This window comes from Streptomyces sp. CB00455 (genome assembly GCF_001905445.1).
In the GTDB taxonomy this organism is placed as follows: Bacteria; Actinomycetota; Actinomycetes; order Streptomycetales; family Streptomycetaceae; genus Streptomyces.
The window spans coordinates 391,239-411,155 of record NZ_LIVQ01000007.1; the positions used below are offsets into that span (position 1 = coordinate 391,239).

The 19,917-nt window shown below is 67.7% G+C and carries 16 protein-coding genes and 1 pseudogene; 9 read left to right on the forward strand and 8 right to left on the reverse strand.

Features of this window, described 5'->3' with window-relative positions; all coding sequences use genetic code 11:
- Positions 1-538 precede the first annotated feature (538 nt).
- Entirely contained in the window at positions 539-1,198 is a 660-nt protein-coding gene (locus AMK16_RS27215; RefSeq protein WP_073919964.1) for a response regulator, read from the reverse strand.
- Positions 1,195-2,454, reverse strand: coding sequence for a sensor histidine kinase (locus tag AMK16_RS27220; RefSeq protein ID WP_199885598.1), 1,260 nt, complete (start codon positions 2,452-2,454; stop codon positions 1,195-1,197). The genes AMK16_RS27215 and AMK16_RS27220 overlap by 4 nt, the downstream gene beginning before the upstream one ends.
- Before the next feature lie 133 nt (positions 2,455-2,587).
- Here AMK16_RS27220 and AMK16_RS27225 point away from each other — a divergent pair, with 133 nt between their 5' ends.
- Positions 2,588-3,496 carry an ABC transporter ATP-binding protein gene (locus tag AMK16_RS27225; RefSeq protein ID WP_073919965.1) on the forward strand — a complete coding sequence of 303 codons (909 nt, stop codon included), beginning with the start codon at positions 2,588-2,590 and terminating at the stop codon, positions 3,494-3,496.
- Positions 3,493-4,338 carry an ABC transporter permease subunit gene (locus tag AMK16_RS27230; RefSeq protein WP_073919966.1) on the forward strand — a complete coding sequence of 282 codons (846 nt, stop codon included), beginning with the start codon at positions 3,493-3,495 and terminating at the stop codon, positions 4,336-4,338. The genes AMK16_RS27225 and AMK16_RS27230 overlap by 4 nt, the downstream gene beginning before the upstream one ends.
- A gap of 78 nt (positions 4,339-4,416) precedes the next feature.
- On the opposite strand, the pseudogene AMK16_RS27235 reads toward AMK16_RS27230, so the two are convergent.
- Positions 4,417-5,256 (reverse strand): annotated as a pseudogene (locus AMK16_RS27235) (Tn3 family transposase); the annotation flags it as partial.
- 309 nt (positions 5,257-5,565) lie between these two features.
- Here AMK16_RS27235 and AMK16_RS27240 point away from each other — a divergent pair.
- The gene (locus AMK16_RS27240) at positions 5,566-6,207 is read left to right on the forward strand and encodes a LysE family translocator (protein ID WP_073919967.1); all 642 of its coding nucleotides are present in this window, start codon (positions 5,566-5,568) and stop codon (positions 6,205-6,207) included.
- Positions 6,208-6,898: 691 nt separating this feature from the next.
- On the opposite strand, the gene AMK16_RS27245 is transcribed toward AMK16_RS27240, so the two are convergent.
- The gene (locus AMK16_RS27245) at positions 6,899-7,411 is read right to left on the reverse strand and encodes a TetR/AcrR family transcriptional regulator (RefSeq protein ID WP_242438929.1); all 513 of its coding nucleotides are present in this window, start codon (positions 7,409-7,411) and stop codon (positions 6,899-6,901) included.
- Between AMK16_RS27245 and AMK16_RS27250 the strand changes: the two genes are divergently transcribed.
- Positions 7,380-9,428, forward strand: a complete 2,049-nt coding sequence (locus AMK16_RS27250; RefSeq protein ID WP_199885609.1) for an RHS repeat-associated core domain-containing protein — start codon at positions 7,380-7,382, stop codon at positions 9,426-9,428. The two genes, AMK16_RS27245 and AMK16_RS27250, sit on opposite strands and share 32 nt — an antisense overlap.
- A gap of 1,406 nt (positions 9,429-10,834) precedes the next feature.
- Here AMK16_RS27250 and AMK16_RS38590 read toward each other — a convergent pair.
- Positions 10,835-11,140, reverse strand: a complete 306-nt coding sequence (locus AMK16_RS38590) for a hypothetical protein (protein WP_443333614.1) — start codon at positions 11,138-11,140, stop codon at positions 10,835-10,837.
- Positions 11,141-11,908: 768 nt separating this feature from the next.
- On the opposite strand from AMK16_RS38590, the gene AMK16_RS27260 reads away from it, so the two are divergent.
- Together AMK16_RS27260 and AMK16_RS27265 are read left to right on the forward strand one after the other, a co-directional pair.
- Positions 11,909-12,211, forward strand: coding sequence for a DUF6415 family natural product biosynthesis protein (locus AMK16_RS27260; RefSeq protein ID WP_338014484.1), 303 nt, complete (start codon positions 11,909-11,911; stop codon positions 12,209-12,211).
- A 166-nt stretch (positions 12,212-12,377) separates the two neighbouring features.
- On the forward strand, positions 12,378-13,181 hold the full coding sequence (locus tag AMK16_RS27265; protein ID WP_073919969.1) for an alpha/beta fold hydrolase: 804 nt from the start codon (positions 12,378-12,380) through the stop codon (positions 13,179-13,181).
- Positions 13,182-13,452: 271 nt separating this feature from the next.
- On the opposite strand, the gene AMK16_RS27270 is transcribed toward AMK16_RS27265, so the two are convergent.
- The 3 genes from AMK16_RS27270 to AMK16_RS35960 all read right to left on the reverse strand — a co-directional run bounded on the left by AMK16_RS27270 (position 13,453) and on the right by AMK16_RS35960 (position 16,156).
- Positions 13,453-13,959 carry a hypothetical protein gene (locus AMK16_RS27270; protein ID WP_143196887.1) on the reverse strand — a complete coding sequence of 169 codons (507 nt, stop codon included), beginning with the start codon at positions 13,957-13,959 and terminating at the stop codon, positions 13,453-13,455.
- Positions 13,960-14,175: 216 nt separating this feature from the next.
- Positions 14,176-15,843, reverse strand: a complete 1,668-nt coding sequence (locus AMK16_RS27275) for a trypsin-like serine peptidase (RefSeq protein WP_079191749.1) — start codon at positions 15,841-15,843, stop codon at positions 14,176-14,178.
- Between the two features lie 4 nt (positions 15,844-15,847).
- Entirely contained in the window at positions 15,848-16,156 is a 309-nt protein-coding gene (locus tag AMK16_RS35960; protein ID WP_143196888.1) for a hypothetical protein, read from the reverse strand.
- A gap of 129 nt (positions 16,157-16,285) precedes the next feature.
- Here AMK16_RS35960 and AMK16_RS27285 point away from each other — a divergent pair, with 129 nt between their 5' ends.
- From AMK16_RS27285 to AMK16_RS27295, 3 genes are all read left to right on the forward strand, one after another.
- Entirely contained in the window at positions 16,286-17,164 is an 879-nt protein-coding gene (locus tag AMK16_RS27285; protein WP_143196889.1) for a hypothetical protein, read from the forward strand.
- A gap of 748 nt (positions 17,165-17,912) precedes the next feature.
- Positions 17,913-18,986, forward strand: coding sequence for a CPBP family intramembrane glutamic endopeptidase (locus tag AMK16_RS27290; protein ID WP_242438930.1), 1,074 nt, complete (start codon positions 17,913-17,915; stop codon positions 18,984-18,986).
- A 470-nt stretch (positions 18,987-19,456) separates the two neighbouring features.
- Positions 19,457-19,888 carry a hypothetical protein gene (locus AMK16_RS27295; protein WP_143196891.1) on the forward strand — a complete coding sequence of 144 codons (432 nt, stop codon included), beginning with the start codon at positions 19,457-19,459 and terminating at the stop codon, positions 19,886-19,888.
- Positions 19,889-19,917 lie beyond the last annotated feature (29 nt).

Here is a 19,917-nt window from a genome sequence, read left to right on the forward strand (position 1 = left end):
AGCCAAGAGGTCTGGAAGGCCTCCGGACTCGGGCCGCCCTCCGACATCGCGGAACTCACCGGCCGCGTCACCAGGCTCGAACAACGCAACGTCGAGCTGACGCGCGCGCTGGAAGAATGGCAGACCGAACTCGACGCAGCCCGAGCCGCCAACCGCGGCCTGCCCCGAGCTCTCAACCAGCGAGGCTGACGGTTCCGGCAGACTCAGAGGTCTGGACGACATCTTTGGCGGGTGCCCGGTGTCTTCACGACGGCCCAGGCCAGACCACCGATGCCGATGCCGCTGAGGTTGCAAGCAACGAGCAGCACGAGCTACCGCAGCCAGCGCGGCCACCGACGAAAGGCGACACGCGAAGGCCCAGTCTCTGCCCTGACCCACCTCGGTGAGTAAGGTGCGTCGCTGCTGATGCGGATGGCCAAGTCTCGGCAGAAGCCAGAACCTTGATCAACCTGCGCACTGACGGCAGGGTTGGAGTGGACCCGTGCGGCGCGGATCGCGCACCGCATGCCGGTGCTCACTGCTCAGGGACTTCGTCCGCTCACTGGGACGGTGCCACCAGGCCCGCCTCATAGGCCAGGATCACCAGCTGCACCCGGTCGCGGGCATCGAGCTTGGCGAGCAGGCGGGTCAGGTAGGTCTTGGCGGTGGCGATGCTGATGTAGAGCTCGCCCGCGATCTCCGTATTGGACAGGCCTCTGCCGACCAGGGTTAGCACCTCGCGTTCCCGGTCGGTGATGCCGCCGAGCTCCACCCGCCGCGGCGGTGACGCTGCGGGTCGGGCGGTGAACTCTTTGATCAGCCGGCGTGTGACAGCAGGTGCGATCAGAGCGTCCCCGGCGGCAACGATCCGGACTGCGGCGAGGATGTCGTCCAGGGCCATGTCCTTGACGAGGAACCCGGAGGCGCCGGCGTGCAGCGCCCCGTAGACGTAGTCGTCGTCGTCGAAGGTCGTCAGGACGACGACGCGTGTGGAGCCGGTGCCCGTCGTGATCAGCCGGGTGGCCTCGATGCCGTCCATGCCGGGCATCCGGAGGTCCATCACCACGACGTCGGGGGCGAGCTCCTCCGTCAGCCGTACCGCTTCCGCGCCGTCTCCTGCCTCGCCCACCACCTCGATGTCCGCGGTGTCGGTGATGACCATCTGCAGGGCGGCCCGGACCAGGGGCTGGTCGTCGGTGAGCACGACACGGATGGTCATCTGGCTGCCGCCTTCGCTTCTGCCTCGGTTCCTGCCGGTACCGGGAGTCTGGCCGCTACGAGGAAACCGCCCCCCGGGCGCGGCCCCGCAGTGAAATTGCCGTGCAGCAGGGCGACCCGCTCCCGCATGCCGATCAGACCGTACCCGGTGTCCGTGCTGGTGCCGCCGCCGCTGCCTCGGTCCGAGACCTCGACGGTGAGCTCGTCATCGAGGTAGTCGAGGCGCACCCGGCAGGAATCGGCACCCGAATGCCGTACGGCGTTGGTCACCGACTCCTGGACGATCCGGAACGCCGCGAGGTCGATGTCGGCCGGCAGAGGGCGTCGCCTGCCCTGCCACCGCACCTCCACGCGGACCCCGGCGGCCGTGGTCGTCGCGGCGAGCTGTTCCACGTTCGCCAGGCCGGCGGCCGGTCGCAGGGGCGCAGGCGCGGGCGAACGGCCTTGGCCGGTGTGTTCCTCATCCTGGTCGGCCTGGCGCAGTGCGCCCAGCATCCTTCGCAGCCCGGACAGCGTCTCGCGGCCGGCCATCTCCACGGTGAGCATCGCCTCGCGGGCTCTGGCCGGCTGGGTCTCGATGACCCGGGCCGCGGCGCCGGCCTGCAAGGCGATGATGCCGATGCTGTGGGCGACCGTGTCGTGCATCTCGCGGGCGATGCGCAGCCGTTCGGCGGTGACGGCCTCGGCGGCGGCCCGGGCGTGCAACTCTGCGGTGTGGGCACGGGCCTGATGCGCCGAGTTGCCGATGAGCCAGGCGATGACCACGGTCAGGGCCATGAAGGGCTCGGGGGCGATCCCGGAGTCGTCGCCCGCGATAGACCGCAGGACGAGGTAGCCGGCGAGTGTGCCGAGCGCCGCGCCGGCCGCGGCGAGCGAGATCCGTCGAGGTCGGGTGGCTGCGATGTAGCAGAGGGCGATGTCCACGGCCAGGAACTGCGTGGGCGGAATCTCATCCTGACGCCAGGCCACCGTCGAGATGACCGTACCGACGATCACCAGGCCGTACGCCGCGGAGGTCCTGCGGCGTAGCACCGCGCTGCCGGCCATGACCAGTACGAAGGCGACGGCGAGCAGCGCCTGGGCTCCGGGCGAGTCGAGCCCGTCCCGGGGGTAGCTGAGCGAGTAATACCGTCGCGGTGGCATCACTACGTACTCGACGATGGGTTCCACTGCTGCCGTGTACCACGCCAGTGCCGTCCACAGGCCCGGCGGTAGGCGTTTGAGCAGCGGCAGCGGCAGCGGCGGTGAGGTGGACATGCCTTGATCGTAAGCACCTGCACCTGACGGCACATCTGACTGTGGCCGTACAACCAGGGTTGACACCCGTGCCCTCCGATCGTCATCGGTGGCCCGATTACGGGCGGGGTCGCCTACCGGCACCGTTGTCCCCGTGATCGAAGTCAACGAGCTCACGAAGCGATACGGCAGCACGACGGCCGTCAAAGGTCTGACCTTCACCGTGCGACCCGGCCAGGTGACTGGGTTTCTCGGTCCTAACGGCGCCGGCAAGAGCACCACGCTGCGGATGATACTCGGCTTGCATGAGCCCACCAGCGGCACCGTCACCGTCGACGGCCGTTCCGTTCGCGACCGCCCCCGCGGCCTGCGTCATGTCGGCTCCCTTCTCGACGCGCACGATGTGCACGGCGGGCGCAGCGCGGTGGCGCAGCTGTCTGCCCTGGCCCGCAGCAACCGCATTCCGCAGCGCCGGGTGGAGGAGGTGCTGCGGGAGGTCGGTCTCGCCGAGGTGGCCCGGCGCCGCATCGGCGGATTCTCGCTCGGCATGAAGCAGCGGCTCGGCATCGCTTCCGCCCTGCTCGGCGAACCACCGGTAATGCTCTTCGACGAGCCGCTCAACGGCCTCGACCCGGAAGGCGTGAAGTGGGTGCGTGACTTGTTCAGGCGGCTCGCCGCCGAGGGCCGCACGGTGTTCGTCTCCAGCCATCTCATGTCCGAGATGGAGCACACCGCCGACCAGCTGATTGTCATCGGCCGCGGCGAGCTGATCGCGGCGGAAAGCCTCACGGAGTTCTCCGCCCGTAGCACCCGGCAGAGCGTCACGGTGGGCACGTCCGCCGCAGCCGTCCTGAGAGACCTGCTGACGGCCGAGGGAGCAACCGTAAACACGGCGGGTGACCTGCTCACCGTGACCGGTGTGACCACAGTCCGGATCGGTGAGATCGCCATGGAGCACCGCATTCCGTTGCATCACCTCAGCGCCAAGTCCGCCTCATTGGAAGAGGCCTTCATGGAGCTCACCGCCGGCAGCGTGCAATACCTCGCAGGAGACCCCCAGTGACCACGACATACGCTTCGGCCAGTGAACTCGGGGCCGCCGAACCCCGCGCCCGCTTCCGCGACCTTGTGGCCGCCGAGTGGATCAGTTTTCGATCGCTGCGCTCGACGTGGATCGCGTACGGGGCCACCGCATTGGCCGTCATCGCGTTCAACGCGGGCACCGCCTACGACACCTACAACTACTGGCCGGCGCGGAGCCCGGCGGACCAAGCCGACTTCGTCCGCGCCGGAATTCCGTTGCAGGAGGCGTTCACGGCGAACGCCGCCGTGGTCATGATGCTCGCCCTCGGTGCCATCGGCGCCGTCGCGATCATCGGTGAGTACAGCACGGGCACCATCCGTACGACGTTCGCGGCCGTTCCGGCCCGCCGTTCGGTGATGGCCGCAAAAGCGGTGGTCGTCACGGCGGTCGCCACCGTCTTCGGCGCGATCGTCGCGGGGGCCTCGTTCGGCCTGACGCAGGCGATCCTCGGCGGCCGGGACGCAGGCATCTCGATCAGCTACCCGGGCGCCCTGCGTCTCGTAGTGGCGTCCGCCTTCCTGGCGCCCCTGTGCGCGCTCGCCGGCCTGGCCATCGGCGCCGTCATCAGGCACACCTCGGCCACCATGACCGCCTCGGTGGTGGTCATCCTCGTCCTGCCCATCGTCCTCACCGACGGCCGCCACTGGTCGGCGGTCGCCGGGCACGCCACGCTCTATCAGGCGTGGTCGCGGCTCGTCGAGGTCGGCTCCCGCCAGACCGACTTCCCGTGGACGACCGGTGGAGCCTGGACCGTCTACGCGGTGTGGGCGCTCACCGCAGCCGTGCTCGCCGTCACCAGCGCACAACGGCGCGACCAGTGAGAGGGCCGGTCGGCCAACTGCCGGGGTACGGACACCCCGGCCAAGGCGGCCGCGACCAGGATGACGAGTTGACGACCGTTATTCCTCATCGACGACATCGGGGTCACGCAGTGACCGCAGGCCACCCGGCAGGTCCGGGAGCTGGAAGGAGTACCGGCCGAGCATGTTGATGTGGTGTCGCACGAACGGCGAGAGGCGGGCCACGTCCTCGTCGCGGACATCGAAGCCGTCGGCCCGGAGCTGGGTGACGGCGGCATCCATGCAGCGGGTGTTGAAGAGCACCAGGGCGTTGAGGACAAGGCCGAGGGCGCCGATCTGGTCCTCCATGCCGTCCTGGTAGCGCTGGTAGAGCTGCCCGGCCTTGCCGTGGAAGATCTTCCGGGCGAGCGCATGGCGGCCCTCCTGGAGGTTGGCCTGCACCTTGATCTTCCGTCGGTAGGCCGGCTCGTCCGCCAGACGCAGGATGTGCAGGGTCTTGGAGATGCGCCCGTAGTGCGCAATGGCGTCGCCCAGCGGGGTGGGCCGGCCGTCACGCGACAGCATCCGGATCACGTCGTAGGCCCGCACGGCCCCGGTGTGGATCGAGCCGATGATCCGCAGAATGTCCTCCCAGTGCCGCTCGATCCGGACCAGGTCGACCCGGCCGCGGGCCGCGTCCTGGAACGCGCCGTAGTCGGCCGAGCGGTCGATGCGCCACATCTTCTGGTCCGGCAGGTCGGCGAACTGCGGCGCGTAGGTGAACCCCGCCAAGGTCAGGAGCCCGAAGACAATGTCGGAGTACGAGGCGGTATCCGTAACGATCATGTCGGGGCGTTTGCCGCCGTCGCGGTCGTAGAGGACGTCCAGCACGTACAGCGAGTCGCGCGGGGTGCCGGCCACCACCTTGCCGCCGAGTCCGGCCGCCTGGTCATTGATCAGTGTTCGCGCGAGTTCGCGGTGTAGAGAGACGGAGACACCAGGCTGGCAGACACACCGATCTCCGGGCGACGCGCGTGAGCCCGTACCTGGTGCCGTGAGCACGCGCCGGATGCGTGCGCCGGATGCGTGCGCCGACGGGTCGGCGTGCCAGACGCGGGCACGCGAGGGTGTCACCCGGCGGCCTTGTGGGGGAGCGCAGGATGTTGGGTCTCAGGAGGCGCCGGGTGTCTTGACGTGGCCGGCCGGGTGTCGGGACCTAGGTCGAAGGTCCGTCTCGTATTTCTGACTTCCGCGGGTCATGATCTCCGCATGGTCGATCTGCATCAACTGGCTGCGTTCTGTGCGATGTCCCTCCTCCTTTCCGCGATCCCGGGGCCCAGCGTGCTCTTCGTCATTGGGCGGGCGCTGACATACGGGCGCCGGGCGGCATTGGCCTCTGTGCTGGGCAACGCGCTGGGCGGCTACGTACTTGTCATCGCAGTTGCGCTGGGGGTCGGAGCCGTGGTGGAGCGATCAGTGTTGCTCTTCAATGCGGTCAAGCTGGCCGGTGCCGCCTATCTGGTCTTTCTGGGGGTGAAGGCGCTGCGCGCCGGCTGGGGAAGCCGATCACAGACGGCGATGCCAGAAGCATTGCCAGGTGCAGGTGGGCGCTCTGTGCGGGCAGGTTTCACGGTCGGAGTGACCAACCCCAAGAGCATCGTCTTCCTCACTGCGGTGCTGCCCCAGTTCGTCGACCGGGAAGCTGGTCAGGTCGTCACCCAGATGCTCCTTCTGGGTCTGGCCGGCGCCGTGCTGGCAGTGATCTCCGACGGCGTCTGGGGACTTGCCGCCTCCGCCGCGCGAACGTGGCTGTGCCGTTCTTCTCGCGGGATGTCGGTGCTCGGCGGAACAGGGGGACTTGCCATGATCGGGCTCGGCGCCGCGGTCGCCCTCACCGGACGCGCCGACTGAACCGGCCGTGGCAGGTCGGCGTCATCTCGATGGGGTTCAGCAGGCACTGTCCCTTGCTCAGTCCCGGCAAGTAGTGCCCACCTGGTCGAATGCCACGCGCAGCGCTACAGCGGTATGACCCTGCGGCGCTGTGCCAGGAGATGCACCTGGTCGCCGCCGTGGTCACCGTCACCGCGCCCGGGATCCCCGTCCTGATGCCCAGGCAAGCACTCGGAGCCGGCGACGGCCTGGTCCTGCGCCACCTCGGAGCGCTGGAGGGACCGCGGCTCTCCGGCTTCCGCGGCTTCGCGGCTTCTGCGGCTTCCGCAGCGAGGCACACGGTGTCACCACCGATCCCTGCACCGGCGACTTCCCGTTGGGGAGGGACTGCTGAGCCTGACCTACCGGGAGCGCCGCGCCGACGGGACGTGCTGATGACGTCGCGGGCTCTGATGACGGGCCTGAACGGCCGCAGGGCCGCCTTCGTCCACGAGCTGACGTCAGCCGTACCCGCCGGGGGGCTACCCTGCCGGAACTGCCCGACGTGGCTGGAGCGTGCGTGATGTCCTTGAACTGCCGGCAGCGCCCTCTCCCAGCGACGTCAGCGGGAGAAGCCAGATCCAACTGGCGTGTGCATGGCCAGGGCGAGATGACCGGCGAACGCGCCGACATATGCAGTACACGCGTATCGGGCCGGTCAGAGGGGCGGTTCTCAGGGTGTTGCGGACCTGGTCGGGCCGGGTGCGTCGTGCAGTAGCAGTTCGACCGCCGCGTCGAGGTAACCGTCCAGCCGGTCGTCCGTGCCGAGGGGGAGCAGACCGGGCAGCCGCACGGCCAGCTGGTTGTTCCCGATATGCGCTGTAAGCCCCAGAATGGCCCGCTGGACCGCCACCTCAGGCGGGAAGCCGACCTCCTCGAAAAGGCTCACCACGTAGGCCATGCGTCGTTCCATCACGCGCCGCGCGACGGGCGCGACGAGTTCGTGCCCGGCCGAGGCGAGCACGCTGACCGCCACGGGGTTGTGTTCGGCGTCCCTGCTCACACGGGTGAAGAGCATCCGCAGTCGGGCTGCCGGGTCAGGTTCGTCGGCCACGGCGGAGATGGTCGCCTCGGTGAAGCGCTGTTCCCACAGTGAGAGCGTTGCCTCGATGAGTGCCTCGCGGTTCGCGAAGTGCCAGTAGAAGCTGCCCTTGGTGGTGCCGAGCCGGGCCGCGAGCGGTTCCACCGCGACTGCGGCGACTCCGCCTTCGGCCAGGGCGGTCAGCGCGGCTTCCGTCCAGTCGGTCGCGGACAACCGTCGACGATACAAGTCGACCTACACCTACAACGGAGCCGGCAACCTCACCGAGGCCACCGACGCGAACGCCTCCACCGCGAAGGTCGACTACAACAGCGACGGAACGGTGAAGACCTCCACCGACCCGGGCAACACCACCAGCACCACCTACAACTACGACAACTCAACGCATCAGGTCACCTCGGTGGACCCGGCCGGCGGGACGCTGAAAGCCAAGTCGTACACCTATGACGCCTACGGCCGTCCGGCCACCGCCAAGGACGGGCGCGGCATCACCAGAACCTTCACCTACGACGACGGTGACCGGATCGGCAAGGTCGACTACTCCGACTCCACCCCGGACGTCTCCTACACCTACGACGCCTTCGGCCGCGTCAAGACCCGCACCGACGCCTCGGGAACCACGACCTACGGATACGACGACCTGGGCCGGCTGACCTCCCGCACCGCCACGTCCGGCGGAGGCACCCTCGCCTACCGGTACGACAAGAACGGCAACCAGGTCGCCCTCACCGACGCCCGCGGCACCACCGCCTACACCTACGACAACGCCAACAAGCTCACCCAGGTGACCACCAACACCCCCTCCACGTCGACGAAGATCGGCTTCAGCTACGACGACCGGGGCCGGCGCACCGACACCTACTACGGCACCAACGACGCCCGCACCCTCTTCAAGGCCCGCGTCCACCAGGACTACGACAAGTCCGGCCGCATCAACCGCGTCTGGGCAGACCAGGGCCCGGCCGACACCCCCACCCGGCAGTTCGACACCACCTACTGCCGCGCCATCGGCACCCCCGGAACCTGCTCCACGGCAAAAGGCGACGACCGGAGCCTGCTGCAGTGGAGTAAAGACAACCTGACGGGTAAGACGACCAGCTACAGCTACGACAGCGGCAACCGGCTGACGAAGGTCGCGACCTCGGGAGGTGGCAAGACGTACACCTACACCTACGACGCGCGCGGAAACCGCAAGACGTCCACCGACGGCACCACCACCCAGAACCTCGCCTACGACGCCGCCAACCAGATCACCACCCCCGGCTACACCTACGACGGCCAGGGCAACCTCACCACCACCCCCGCCCTGTCCGCGGCCACGTTCGACGCCGCCGGCCGCATGACCACCGCCAAGACCGGCAACGGCACCGGCAGCTACACCTACGCCGGCACCAACGCCAACGAACTGGTCCACCAGACCACCGACAAAGGCGAAAGCGTCGACTACGTCCACGGCCGCACCGACCAGTACGGCCTGCCCGTCATCGAACAGGTCAAGCTGAGCACCGGCACCGCCTACATCGAACACGACCCCACCACCGGCCAGCCCCTCGCCCTGCGCACCACCAACGGCTACGAGGCCTACTACATCGTCGACGGCCTCGGAAACCCGGTGCAGTTCATCAACCAGTCCACCGTCCAGTCCGGCGTGTACGAGTACGACCCCTACGGCGCCGCCCAGACCGTCAAGTCCGGTACGGCTGCCACCGAGAACCCCTACCGGTTCGTCGGCGGCACCTACGACCGCACCACCGGCTACCTCAAGTACGGCCAGCGCTGGTACGACCCCACCACCGGCCGCTTCACCACCCAAGACCCGATGACCTTCCTCGCCAACCCCGCACAGGGCAACCGCTACGCCTACGCCGGCGACGACCCCATCAACAACATCGACCCCAGCGGACGCTCCATCATCGACACTCTGCTCCTGGCGAAGGACCTCATAGAGCTGGGCACCGACGCGGCGAACGGCGACGGCGAAGCTCTGGAGGGAGACCTCGTCGGCACCGCAGCCGGCCTCGGCACTGAAGTCGCCTGCATGTTCGGTGCGGGGCTGCTCGGAGCCGCGACGGCAGGGGTGGGCGGCGCGATCGTCTCCGGCGGCTGTGCCGTGGTCGGCTCCTACGTGGGAGACCAGGCAAAAGACGCATATGTGAACTGAGGCCCCAGTGCCTCCATCGGTCAACGTGAAAGGAAGGCCCCGATGGATCTTGCCGCCCTGTGGTTCCCCAGCGGACCTACTGGAATCATCCTGCTGGTCATCGCTCTCATAGCGATATGTGTCGGAATTTACATGGGCAGAAGGGGGAAATAGCCGCCTGGGGGCGGCCAGCCGTCGACGCTTTCGACTAGACCCCAGGGCGCTTCACGGAGAGGCGCCCTGGGCCTTCTATGTGGCCACGGCAGCAGGCATGGGTGCGTCTCTTCGGCCATCCGCGTTCGGCAAGCGGAGCCGACGAGCCTCCGTCTCCGGTCACCTCCTGGGGGGGAGGGCTTTACCCGAGACTCGATCGCGGACCCGAGGGGCGGCCTCACCACTGGGTTACCTGCGGAGGCCGGTCGAAGGGGTTGGCTTTTGTTGCAGCGAGCGGAATGCCCGAAGTCGGTTTTTCGAAGAGGTCGCGGGCAAACGCTACCGAGAAGTCAAGATATCAAGGCCGACAAATGTGCGCAACAACTCTACAAATTACTGATCCGGATTAAGCCCACGGAACCCACTGGGCGCCCTCGTTCATGGCTTCGGTGAGAGCGCCAAGTCGGACTCCAAGGCTAGGAGGAATCGTGAAATTTGCCAAATCCGCTGTCATTGTTCTGATTCTCGGGCTAGGAGCCCTATGTGGTTGGTATATTGTTGATTAGTCTCCGCTTTCAGTGTCCCGTCCGTGAATGCTCCGAATGCTTCCGGTGAAATAGCGGGGAAATCATCGAGTGTCACCCGATAGGGCTCGCCTCGGCCGCTGCCGAACCTCCGACACCTGCTGGTGTGGGCCACCACCTCCGGCTGCACGACGAAACCGGAGCTCGTCGAGACCGGAGCTTGCTGCCGATGACGTACCCGCCCCAGCCCGAGCCGTTCGCCGCAGCGCTCGGGGAAGCGGCGCAGACGGCCGCGATAGTGATGACCATCACCGACGCGGTCCGCCGCGCCACCCAGAAGCGCCTCGCCAGCTGGGGAGGAGCTCGGCGGGGACACGGAGAAGATGGCTCCGGGCTGGTCGGCCGACCACTTGCGCGGCGTCCTCGGGCACGACGTCCCGGCCGAGCTGATGGCGGGGGCGGAGCGTGGACGTGGCCCTCGAAGAACGCCTCCTGCCCGGCCGACACGAACACCCGGTGCACTGCCTTGCCCGAGTAGGACAGGCGGAACGCGAACAGGCAGCAGGTCACCAGCTCACCGGCCAACCGCAGGGTCACGTCCCCGAAGTCGACCTCCGCCTCCGCCCCGGGCTTGTGGGTCTGCGGGACGAACGCTTCCACCACACCCCGACCGGCCTGGACCCGGATCTCCTCCCGCCGCGTGGCCACGTAACCGCGGACCATCTGGTACGAGATCTCATCCGCACCGTGCTAATCCAGCAGCCGCTCGAAGATCCGCTTCACCGTGTGCCGCTGCTTGCGTGGCGCGTCCAGGTCCGCCCGCAGCATCTGGTCGATCAACGGCTTGGTGGAAGTAGCTGCTGACGGGCTTGGACAGGTCGTGGGCGAGGGGGTTGAGCATGTCGTCGAGCCGGGCGAGGTGGAAGGGATGCCTTCGCCGAGGTGGCCGAGGAGGATCCTCAGCTGGGGCCTGCGGTCGAACGCGCCGGACAGGGCGAGGCGCAGGGCGTGCAGGGAGGTCTCGTAGTGCCATCCGTAGCCGGCGGTGGCGAGCATACGGCCGATGGACGGTTCCAGGCCCTGGTAGTAGGCGGGGCTTACTGGCGGACCAACTTGACGATGCGCCAGCTCGGCCCGCTGTGCGAGGTCCCAAAGCCCCTCTACGGCCACCTCCAGGCGGGGCCCTGGACCCTGACCACGGCCGCCGGTTGATCACAGGTGCCATCAAGGCGTACATCGACGCAGACCACCCCTGAATTCGACCCAGATCGTCGACCGTGGCCGCCGTGACGTCCAGTAGCCGGCTCCGGCCGGGAGGGGATCCGGAAGCAGCGGCCTCTGAGGCAGTGGCCCGGCCCCGCCGGAGCCGGCCGGTATCAGTCAGCGTGGGTGGTCAACACGGGCCGGCTGGTCACGGGCGCCGAATACCGTGCTTCTGGCGCGGGGTGCCGGCGGGCCGCCGCTATGGTCGGGGCAGTCCGCGCCGACAGGGCGTGCGCGGGTGAGGCCCGGTGACCAGAGCGCTCTGGCGGCAGTACCACCGGGCCGCCCCCACTACCCACTGCGAGCAAAGATCCCTCGCGCGGACCGGTCGGAGTTCTTCGATGACCTGCGAGCGACCACCCCAGCACGCGACCACACGCGACGGCGGCGGCACTACCCCCGGGTACGGGCACACGCCCGGGTGCGCTCAGGCCCACCGCGATGCCCACGCCGGGGACCCCGACGAGCAGCACACATGTGGTCGTCCTTTACGACCCCGGAGGGCGCCTCGGAGGGGACATCCCCCTCGACCGGGCGTTGCACGAGTGCACGATCAAAGCCGTGCTGGGATGGTCTGCCGACCCCGATCTGCGCCCCGCGGGCGTTGAGCAGATCGCGCTGCAGCTGACCGGAGCCGCCCACGCGGTCGCCGCCGACGTCCGGCACGCCGCCGAACAGCTCACCGACGGCCACACCGCCCGCATCCTCGCATGCGTTGTCCTCGCCGAAGCCGGACACCGCCTTGCGGCCGGCCCCCAGGGAACCGTGCGCTGCGCCCAGGGTTACGCCCGCCTGGTCCGTGTCCTCTACGAACATCTGGACCGCCTTACCGAGGCCGCACCCCGGCCGGTCAGGGCTCTGTGAGCAGGTGTCGCCAAGCGCACCTCCAGGTCGTCGCAGCCTCGGGTACCGCTAATGGCGTTGCCGGGCCTTGATCGACGCCTTGGCCGCGAGGGCGCCCGGTGCCGTTTGGACACCGTGTTGCGGGGGCTGGTGGGAGCCGTGGGCGGGGCTTGAGAGACTGCTGGGTATGGATATCGAGCGCAGGAACAATGTCGTTGTCACCGGCAACCCGCAGGGCCGGACCGTGGTGCTGGCCCACGGGTTCGGTTGTGACCAGAACATGTGGCGCCTCACGGTACCTGCCCTGGTCAGGGACTACCGGGTGGTCCTCTTCGACTATGTGGGCTCGGGCCGCTCGGACCTGTCCGCGTTCTCGGAAGACCGCTACGCCTCGCTGGACGGGTATGCCCGGGATGTACTGGACGTCTGTGCCGCGCTCGACCTGCGCGACGCGGTGTTCGTCGGCCACTCCGTCTCCGCAATGATCGGCGTGCTGGCCGCCAACACGGCCCCGGAGCGCATCGGCGCACTGGTGATGGTCGCTCCCTCTCCCCGTTACATCGATGACGAGGACTACCGCGGCGGGTTCAACGCCGAGGACATCGACGAGCTGCTGGAGTCTTTGGAGTCGAACTACCTGGGCTGGTCGGCGACGATGGCACCGGTGATCATGGGCAACGCGGAGCGGCCGGAACTCGGTGAGGAACTGACCAACAGCTTCTGCGCGACGGATCCTGGCATGGCGCGCGTCTTCGCCCGGACCACGTTCCTGTCGGATTCGCGAGACGACCTGAAAAAGGTGAGCGTGCCGACGCTGGTGCTGGACTGCACCCAGGACGTCATCGCTCCCCGTGAGGTCGGCGCCTTCGTCCATCAGGCGATCGAAGGCTCGACGCTGATCACGCTCAATGCAACCGGCCACTGCCCGCACATGTCCGCACCCGAAGCCACCAACGAAGCGATCACCGGCTTCCTGGCGGGCCTGCGCTGACCTGGCGCATCGGACAGCTGTCCGGTGCAACGGCGGCGGCGGGCCGCGGCGGCAGGACGGCGGGAGCCCCCGGGTCCCGTGCCGGTCGTCCACACTCCTGCGCGCCGCAGGGGTCCAACGTCGCCGCGGCCGGTCCAGGGGGACCGACTGCTGGACAGCAAGTTCCGATCTACGTCCGGCGGGCACCCTCCGGCCTATCACCTGCGCGGCCAGGGGACGTCCTCGGTGAGGTGGGCCAGATGCGGGGCGACGGTGCTGGTGATCATCCGGGTCAGCCGGCCCGGGCGGCCGTCTCGGCTGTGTGCTCGGTAGCTCCGTGGGCTCCGGCGAGGACATCGAGCGGCAGGGTCAGAGGCCTGGGCCGGACACCGTACTTGCCGCTCTGCTGCAGGCGGGTACGGTGCCCGGCGGTGGTTCCTGTCAGGGGGTGGTGGTTACCACTGGCCGGTGAGGGGGATGTCGGTGGGGTCACCGAAGCGGCCGCTGTAGAGGACGGTGTCGGAGTCCTTGGCCGCGCCGTAGAAGCTGGATTCGGCCGGGCATGGATGCCGACCTTGTCCGTGCCGTCGCCGTTCCAGTCGCCCTTGATCGGTATCTCGTTCGGGTTGCCGAACTTCACCTGGTGGTCAACGTTGGCCTGGGTGTTGGAGTCACTGAGGTAGAACGTGGCGTTCGAGGGGCGGTAGTACCCGACGGTGTCGGTACCGTGGCCGTTCCAGTCGCCGGCCATCGGGACGTCGTCCTTACCATTGAGCGCACCCGGGGTCGTGGTGCGCACCACCCTCCGCCCGGGCCGCGCGATGTACGACGTTTCGGTCACCAGTATGCCGCGACGCCCGAGCAACTCCTCGTGCCGCTCTCACGGGGTAATCGCAGTGTTGCTGCATTCCTTGTGCTGTGAAGCCACCAGCATGCAAAGGGGTGCGCCGGTGATCCGGTTGGGTTTGGATCCCACGGTGGTGCCTGGTGTGCTTGCAGGGGCAATCAGGGCGGGTCAGGCCGGCGGGGAGATCATCCGCTCGGTGCCGAGGCTGTTCATGCGGGTGTCCTGGTACATGGTGGTTTCGCCGTCGGTCCAGCGGATCATGAGGTCGTTGGTTAGGCCGTCACTGGTGAACTGCCCGGTGGTCATGATCACGCTGTGGGTCCACGTCTTGTTGGGGCCGTGGATGCGCTGCTCGCCACCGAGGCCGCCGGTGGTGGTGCCGACGTAGTTGTCGAGCTCGCCGCTGGACCAGCGGACCATGAGGTCCCACTTCTGGTTGCCGGCGAACTGCCCGGACGTCAGCAGCGTGGCGTCCTTCCAGGTGCTGTTGGGGTCCTTGAGCTTGTATTCCTGGCCCAGGCTGCCGGCGCCCACGTTGGTGAACAGGCTGAGCTCGCCGTCGGACCAGCGCACCATCAGGTCGGTCACGTAGGTGGCGGCGTTGAAGCGACCGGCGGCTATCTGGGTGGCGTGGCTCCAGATGGACCCTGAGGGAGCCATTTCGACGCCGGCGCCAAGGCCGTTGGAGCCGACATCGCCGTGCAGGGTCATCCTGCCGTCGTCCCAGCGGACCATGAGATCGAACTGGTTGGAGCCGGTGAAGTCGCCGGCGGTTATGGTTGCGACCGGCTTCCAGCCTGCGTTGGGCGCTAGGAGCTGCCGTTCGGGGCGGAAGCCGCCGTTGCCGTCACCGGGGTAGAGCGTGACTTCGCCGTCGGTCCAGATGACGAGCAGATCGCTGTGACCTGTGCCGGAGAAGTCTCCGGCGGAAATCTGCTTGGCGTGCTTCCAGGTGTCGCCGCTGCCTGGTAGGACGGGGCCGTCCGTCGGAGGCTGGTAGGTACTGCGATGGACATTCTCCGGTCCGATGCCGTTGTTGGCGTCGTTGTAAAGGTCCTGGGCATCCTTGCCGTAGAGCGGCGAGTACGAGATCCAGTCGACGTTGGCGTCGTTGCCGCCGCCGTTGTATCCGCCGATGTTGCCGACGACCTGGCCGGTGCGGGCAGCCGCGTTGTATCCCTTGATCCACGGGCTGCCGGAGACGCCGCCGTAGTAGCCGCCGCACTCCATCTGCATCTGCCGGAACCCGTACAGCCGACGGGTCGGCACATCACAGCGGATGGCCTTGTGCTGGCTGTTGTCGCTGGCTTGGGCCGGGTAGCCGACGACCGTCACGTTGTGGTCGTACGACGTCGAGGTGGTGAAAGTGAGGGCGCCGACGACGTCCTCAACCGCGCCCTTGCCATTTGGGGCGACGGTGACGAAGGCGAAGTCCAGGTCCGACTCGGCAGCCTTCGTTTGGCCCCTGGTGGGGTAACGGTCGTCCTTATAGACATCGCCGACCGCGAAGAGTCCCCACGGCTGGTTGGCCGGGATCTTGAGGAACTGGTACTGCGGCACGAAGACACGGTGCTTGGCCGCGTTAAGGCCGTTCGCACAGTGACCCGCGGTTAGCACCAGGCTCTTTCCCTTGCTTCGCACGACGCTGCCGGTGCAGTAAGTGGCGTTTCCACCGACCGGTGTGCCGTCGAAGAAGAACGTCCCCACCATCGGGAGGCCGTCGAAATGCGCGGCGTGGGGCGTGTCCGCCCGTGCAGCGCCTGTCGAGTCGGGTGCTGATGGAGCTTTGGTGGGCCCGGCGCCGCGGGCGGCGTCGATGGGCTTGGCCTGGGCCATCCGCTCAGCCGTCCAGTACTGCTCGTCCGCGGTTGAGGCCGGTGAAGCAGGGGGTGATTTGGGGGTGGACGCGGAGGGAGAGGGGGGAGCGGATACCGGTGGTGCGGCCGGAAGGGGAAGCTGCGAGGCCGAGGCCGAGGGCGAGGGCGTGGAGCGGGGTAAGCCCGAAGGGCTGCTCGGTGTGGAGGATGAGGCCGAGGGTGAGGGTGAGGGGAGCCTCGTGCCGACCGGAGAGGGAGCGGCCGACGCCGCCAGGGCGGCGGGGGCGGTAAGCAGCACGGTGCTGGCGCCGAGCGCGAGTGCGGTCAACCATTTTGATCTCAATGACTTGCTTCCTGAGTGATGACGCCTGGCATCGCAGTGTGTTGGTGCGTCAGTTCGACGAAGAGGGCAGAGTAGGCAGTGGTGTGAAAGATCGTCAACGAATCCAGAAAGGCGACAAATGAAGCGATTACGGGCATGGATCGGCGCGGCAATCCTGACGATTCCGCTGTTCATGTCACTCGGAGCGGAGGGCGTGCAGGCCGCTCCGCTTACAGATGTGCCACTGCCGCTTCCAAGTGGCGCCGACCAGTCGGTTCGGCCTGGAGAGCAGGTCAGTGTCTCCGTGGGCCTGCAGGACGCCGCCGGCGACGGCGACAGGGTCTTCTCCGAAGCATTCACGGCCGATGGCCGGATGAGGATGAACGCTCCACACGTCACCGCGGTCATGACGATCTCCTGCACCGCTGCGCCCGGGTCCTACGAGGTGCGCATCGGATCAGGCGGGGACCGGAACCCCTCCGAGGTCACGCGGCTCTGGGGAAGCGTCCGGGTGGCTCCGGCTGAAGAGACGGAGCGCGTGGCGTGCGCGAGACGGGTCTCCGAGCTGCCGCCCGAGCCCCAGGAGGAGCACTGGCCCGCGGATGTGGAGTGGCCCGCGACCCCTTGGGACGTGCGGTCGGTGCGGGCCGGCGGCGAGATGACGGCCACCGACGGCCTGGGGATGGGCGGCGACGGAGGCGTCACGTTGACCTCGTCGGCGTTCACGCGACCAGTGGTCATGTACGGAGCGAAGAAGGTCTCCGCCGTCGTCCGTATCAGGTGCGACGCAAAGCCGGGTCTGTACAAGGTGGTCTGGCGAGAGAAGGGGATGCCGTCAAAGGTCTGGGCCCGGCTGCGGGTGGAACCCGCGGCCCCTGACTGCCATGACCCTGCCCCTACGCTGACCGACCTGGGCAAGCGCCCGGCTTCCTGGCTGGCGGCAGGCATCTGTGCTGCCGCGCTTGCCGTAGGGGCGTATGCCCTGAAGCGGAGGCGGCGCGCCCATCCTCTTTCGTGATTGTGTAGCTGCGGTATCGCGCGCTTCGGAAACGAGTGGTAGGTGCGGTGCACGAGTCGGGTGCGCGTTCCGGTTATTCCTGCCAAGCCATGAGAAGGGGGCACGGTTCTTTTTCTGGGAGCAGTCGAGTCGGCGATTTAAGTGCGTCGTTCACCGTGGCTGAAACGATTCCACAAATGACTTGAACCCCAGACCCGGGCCGGTCGGGCTGCTTGGATGCTCAAACTGACCTCGGGACATGGGCAAAGCCGTTGCCAAACGGTTCATTTGTTGTCTGGCAGCTCCTCCCTGAAGCTGTCGACCGACGGAGGCGTCCAATCGCAGAGGGCCGGAGGCGCCCCTGTGCCTTTGTCAAGCTCGTCAGGTGGGCGTCGTCGGCGGGTCGTTGGCGGGCCAGGTTTGTCGAGCACCGGATCGCCGGCCTGGGCGACATGCCGCGCAGCCGCGCCAGCGGACACCGGCGACCATGCGAATCGACGCCCTGCCCACGGTGGGTCGGTCCTTTCCAAGAGACCGGGGTCTGCGGTGACAGCACCTACTGCATTGCCAGTGTCGTGCGCATCTCAGGCAAGAACCTGCACGTGTCCGCCGATCACGCTGGTACGCAGCCATGTGAGTCCGAGGAGCCCGCCTTCGTCCCGCAACCACCGCCACAGCGGGACGTGATCGCGCAGGATTCGATAACGGCGCTATGCCACAGGACCTCCCTTTCACCGGGGAGGCAAAGGAGAGGATGGTGGCTTCGGCCATGTCGGAGATGCCGGAACCAGACCGGGCGCAGAACTTCGAGCCCGGCACCCCGCCGGGGGGCAGCCTGTCGACGTACTCGTCCTGGCCAGGGCAAAATGGCTCGGCCCTGAACCCCGATGGACCGCGGCCGGGACCCGTTCCGGCGCCGGCCGGAACGGAGTACCACGAGCAGGCCAGGAATGGTCGGCAACGGTGGCCGCGGCGGCTCGGCGAGGCCCTTGCGGTGTTCGGGCTGCTGGTCGCAGGGTTCGTCGTGGCTATCGGGGTCAGCATGCAGGTGGCCGCGGTCGTGGGCCTGGACCTCGCCCCTGATGGCAGCACCCGACTGCTGGTCAACCCCTTGGCCGACGAAGCCGTGGGGCTGTTCGCGCTGGCGACCGGTATACCAGCGGTGCTGCTGGCCGCGCGGTGGTGCGGCGACCGTCCGGCGGGGACAGTGGCGGCGGTGACGGGTGGGGTGCGGTGGGCTTGGTTCGGGATCTGTGCCGGCGTGGCCTTCCCTCTGATGGCCCTGGAATTGGGCGTTCTGGCGCTGTGGAGCTGGATGGAGGAGGGAGACGAGGTTTTCGAGGGGGACGCCCCAGGGCTCGGCAGGTTTCTGTTCGGGCTGGTACTCCTCGCCGTGCTCATCTCGTTCCAGGCTGCCGCGGAGGAGTTCTTCTTCCGGGGCTGGATCGTGCAGTTCTTCGGCGGGTTCCTGCGCTCCCCGTGGCCGGGGGTGTGCATTGCCTCGGTGTTTTTTGCCCTGGCCCACGGGTTCGGCAGTTGGAGCGGCTTCTTTCTCCTGCTGTACTCGGCGCTGTGGTGGGGGTGGCTCGTCATCCGGACCGGCGGGCTTGAGGCCGTGATCGCCATGCACGCGGCCAACAACATCTTGTCCTATGGGCTGGCGCTGGCGCTGGGGCAGTTGGCAGAGACGGGCACCGCGGCGGACGCGCCTTGGGAGGCACTGATCCTGGAGCTGGTGAGCGCGCCGGCATACTGCCTGCTGGTGGCACGGCTGAGCAGTGCCCGTGGTGTCGCTTCGCGCCGACCAGAGGGCCTCGGCCCCCGCGGCGGTCGTGCAAGCTGACGGCTGCCCCGCCCGCCAGGCACTTGTCCGCCCTTGTCGCGGCTCCGGCGAGTACTCAGACGGCATGGAAGGGGCGCAGTGCTCCTGTCAGAAACCGGAGAACACGGCGCGGCGTTTCAAGCCATCTCTCGATTCGCCGAGGAGCGGAAATCCGCTCGTCCTCCGGAGTAAGCCGCTGATAGCAACCACCGGCGCGGGCGGAACGAAGAAATCCACGAGCTGAGGGCCGCGTCCGAAATGCGCCGTGTGACTTGAGTCACGCCGATATGGGCAAGATCAGACTGGTGCGTTACGTTCGCAATGAACGCATCAAGTTGACCCGGACCAGGTCGACCTGACGCGGTTAAAGTCAACTTGCACGGGGGGGGGGAGTCAGACGCGGTTCGGGGCCGAAAGTGTCCAAGCCGACGGCTCCACGAACAGGCGCCTGATCTCCGCACCCCTTTGTGCATAACGCAAAGGAAGAATACGTGAAGCGCAATACGTTACGCATCGGGGGCGTCGCAGTACTCGCGGCACTTGCTCTGGGCCTCGGCGGCACTGCCGCTCAGGCGAGCACGGCTCCCTCTGTCACCCCTGCCCCCACCATCTCGGTGACCACGCCGGAGCAGCAGCAGGCGGTCCAGTCGCTGGCCGCCGCCCTACTGAATTCCCCCGTCGAGTACACCGCGGCCGAGCGCGCCGAGCTGCAGTCGATCGCGAACGGCGAGGCCGCTACCGCCGGCAAGTTCGACGGGCTTGTCAAGCTGCTCAAGAAGGTCCCCGGCTTCGCCAAGGCCGTCGGCGGAAAGTTCAGCGAATTCCAGGCCTGGTACAACGGCCTCTCTTGGTATTGGAAGGCTCCGCTGGCTGCCATGAACGCCGCCAACAACCTCTACACCATCTGGGAAATGTTCCACTGACAAACAAACTGATCTCTCATTGATCGGTT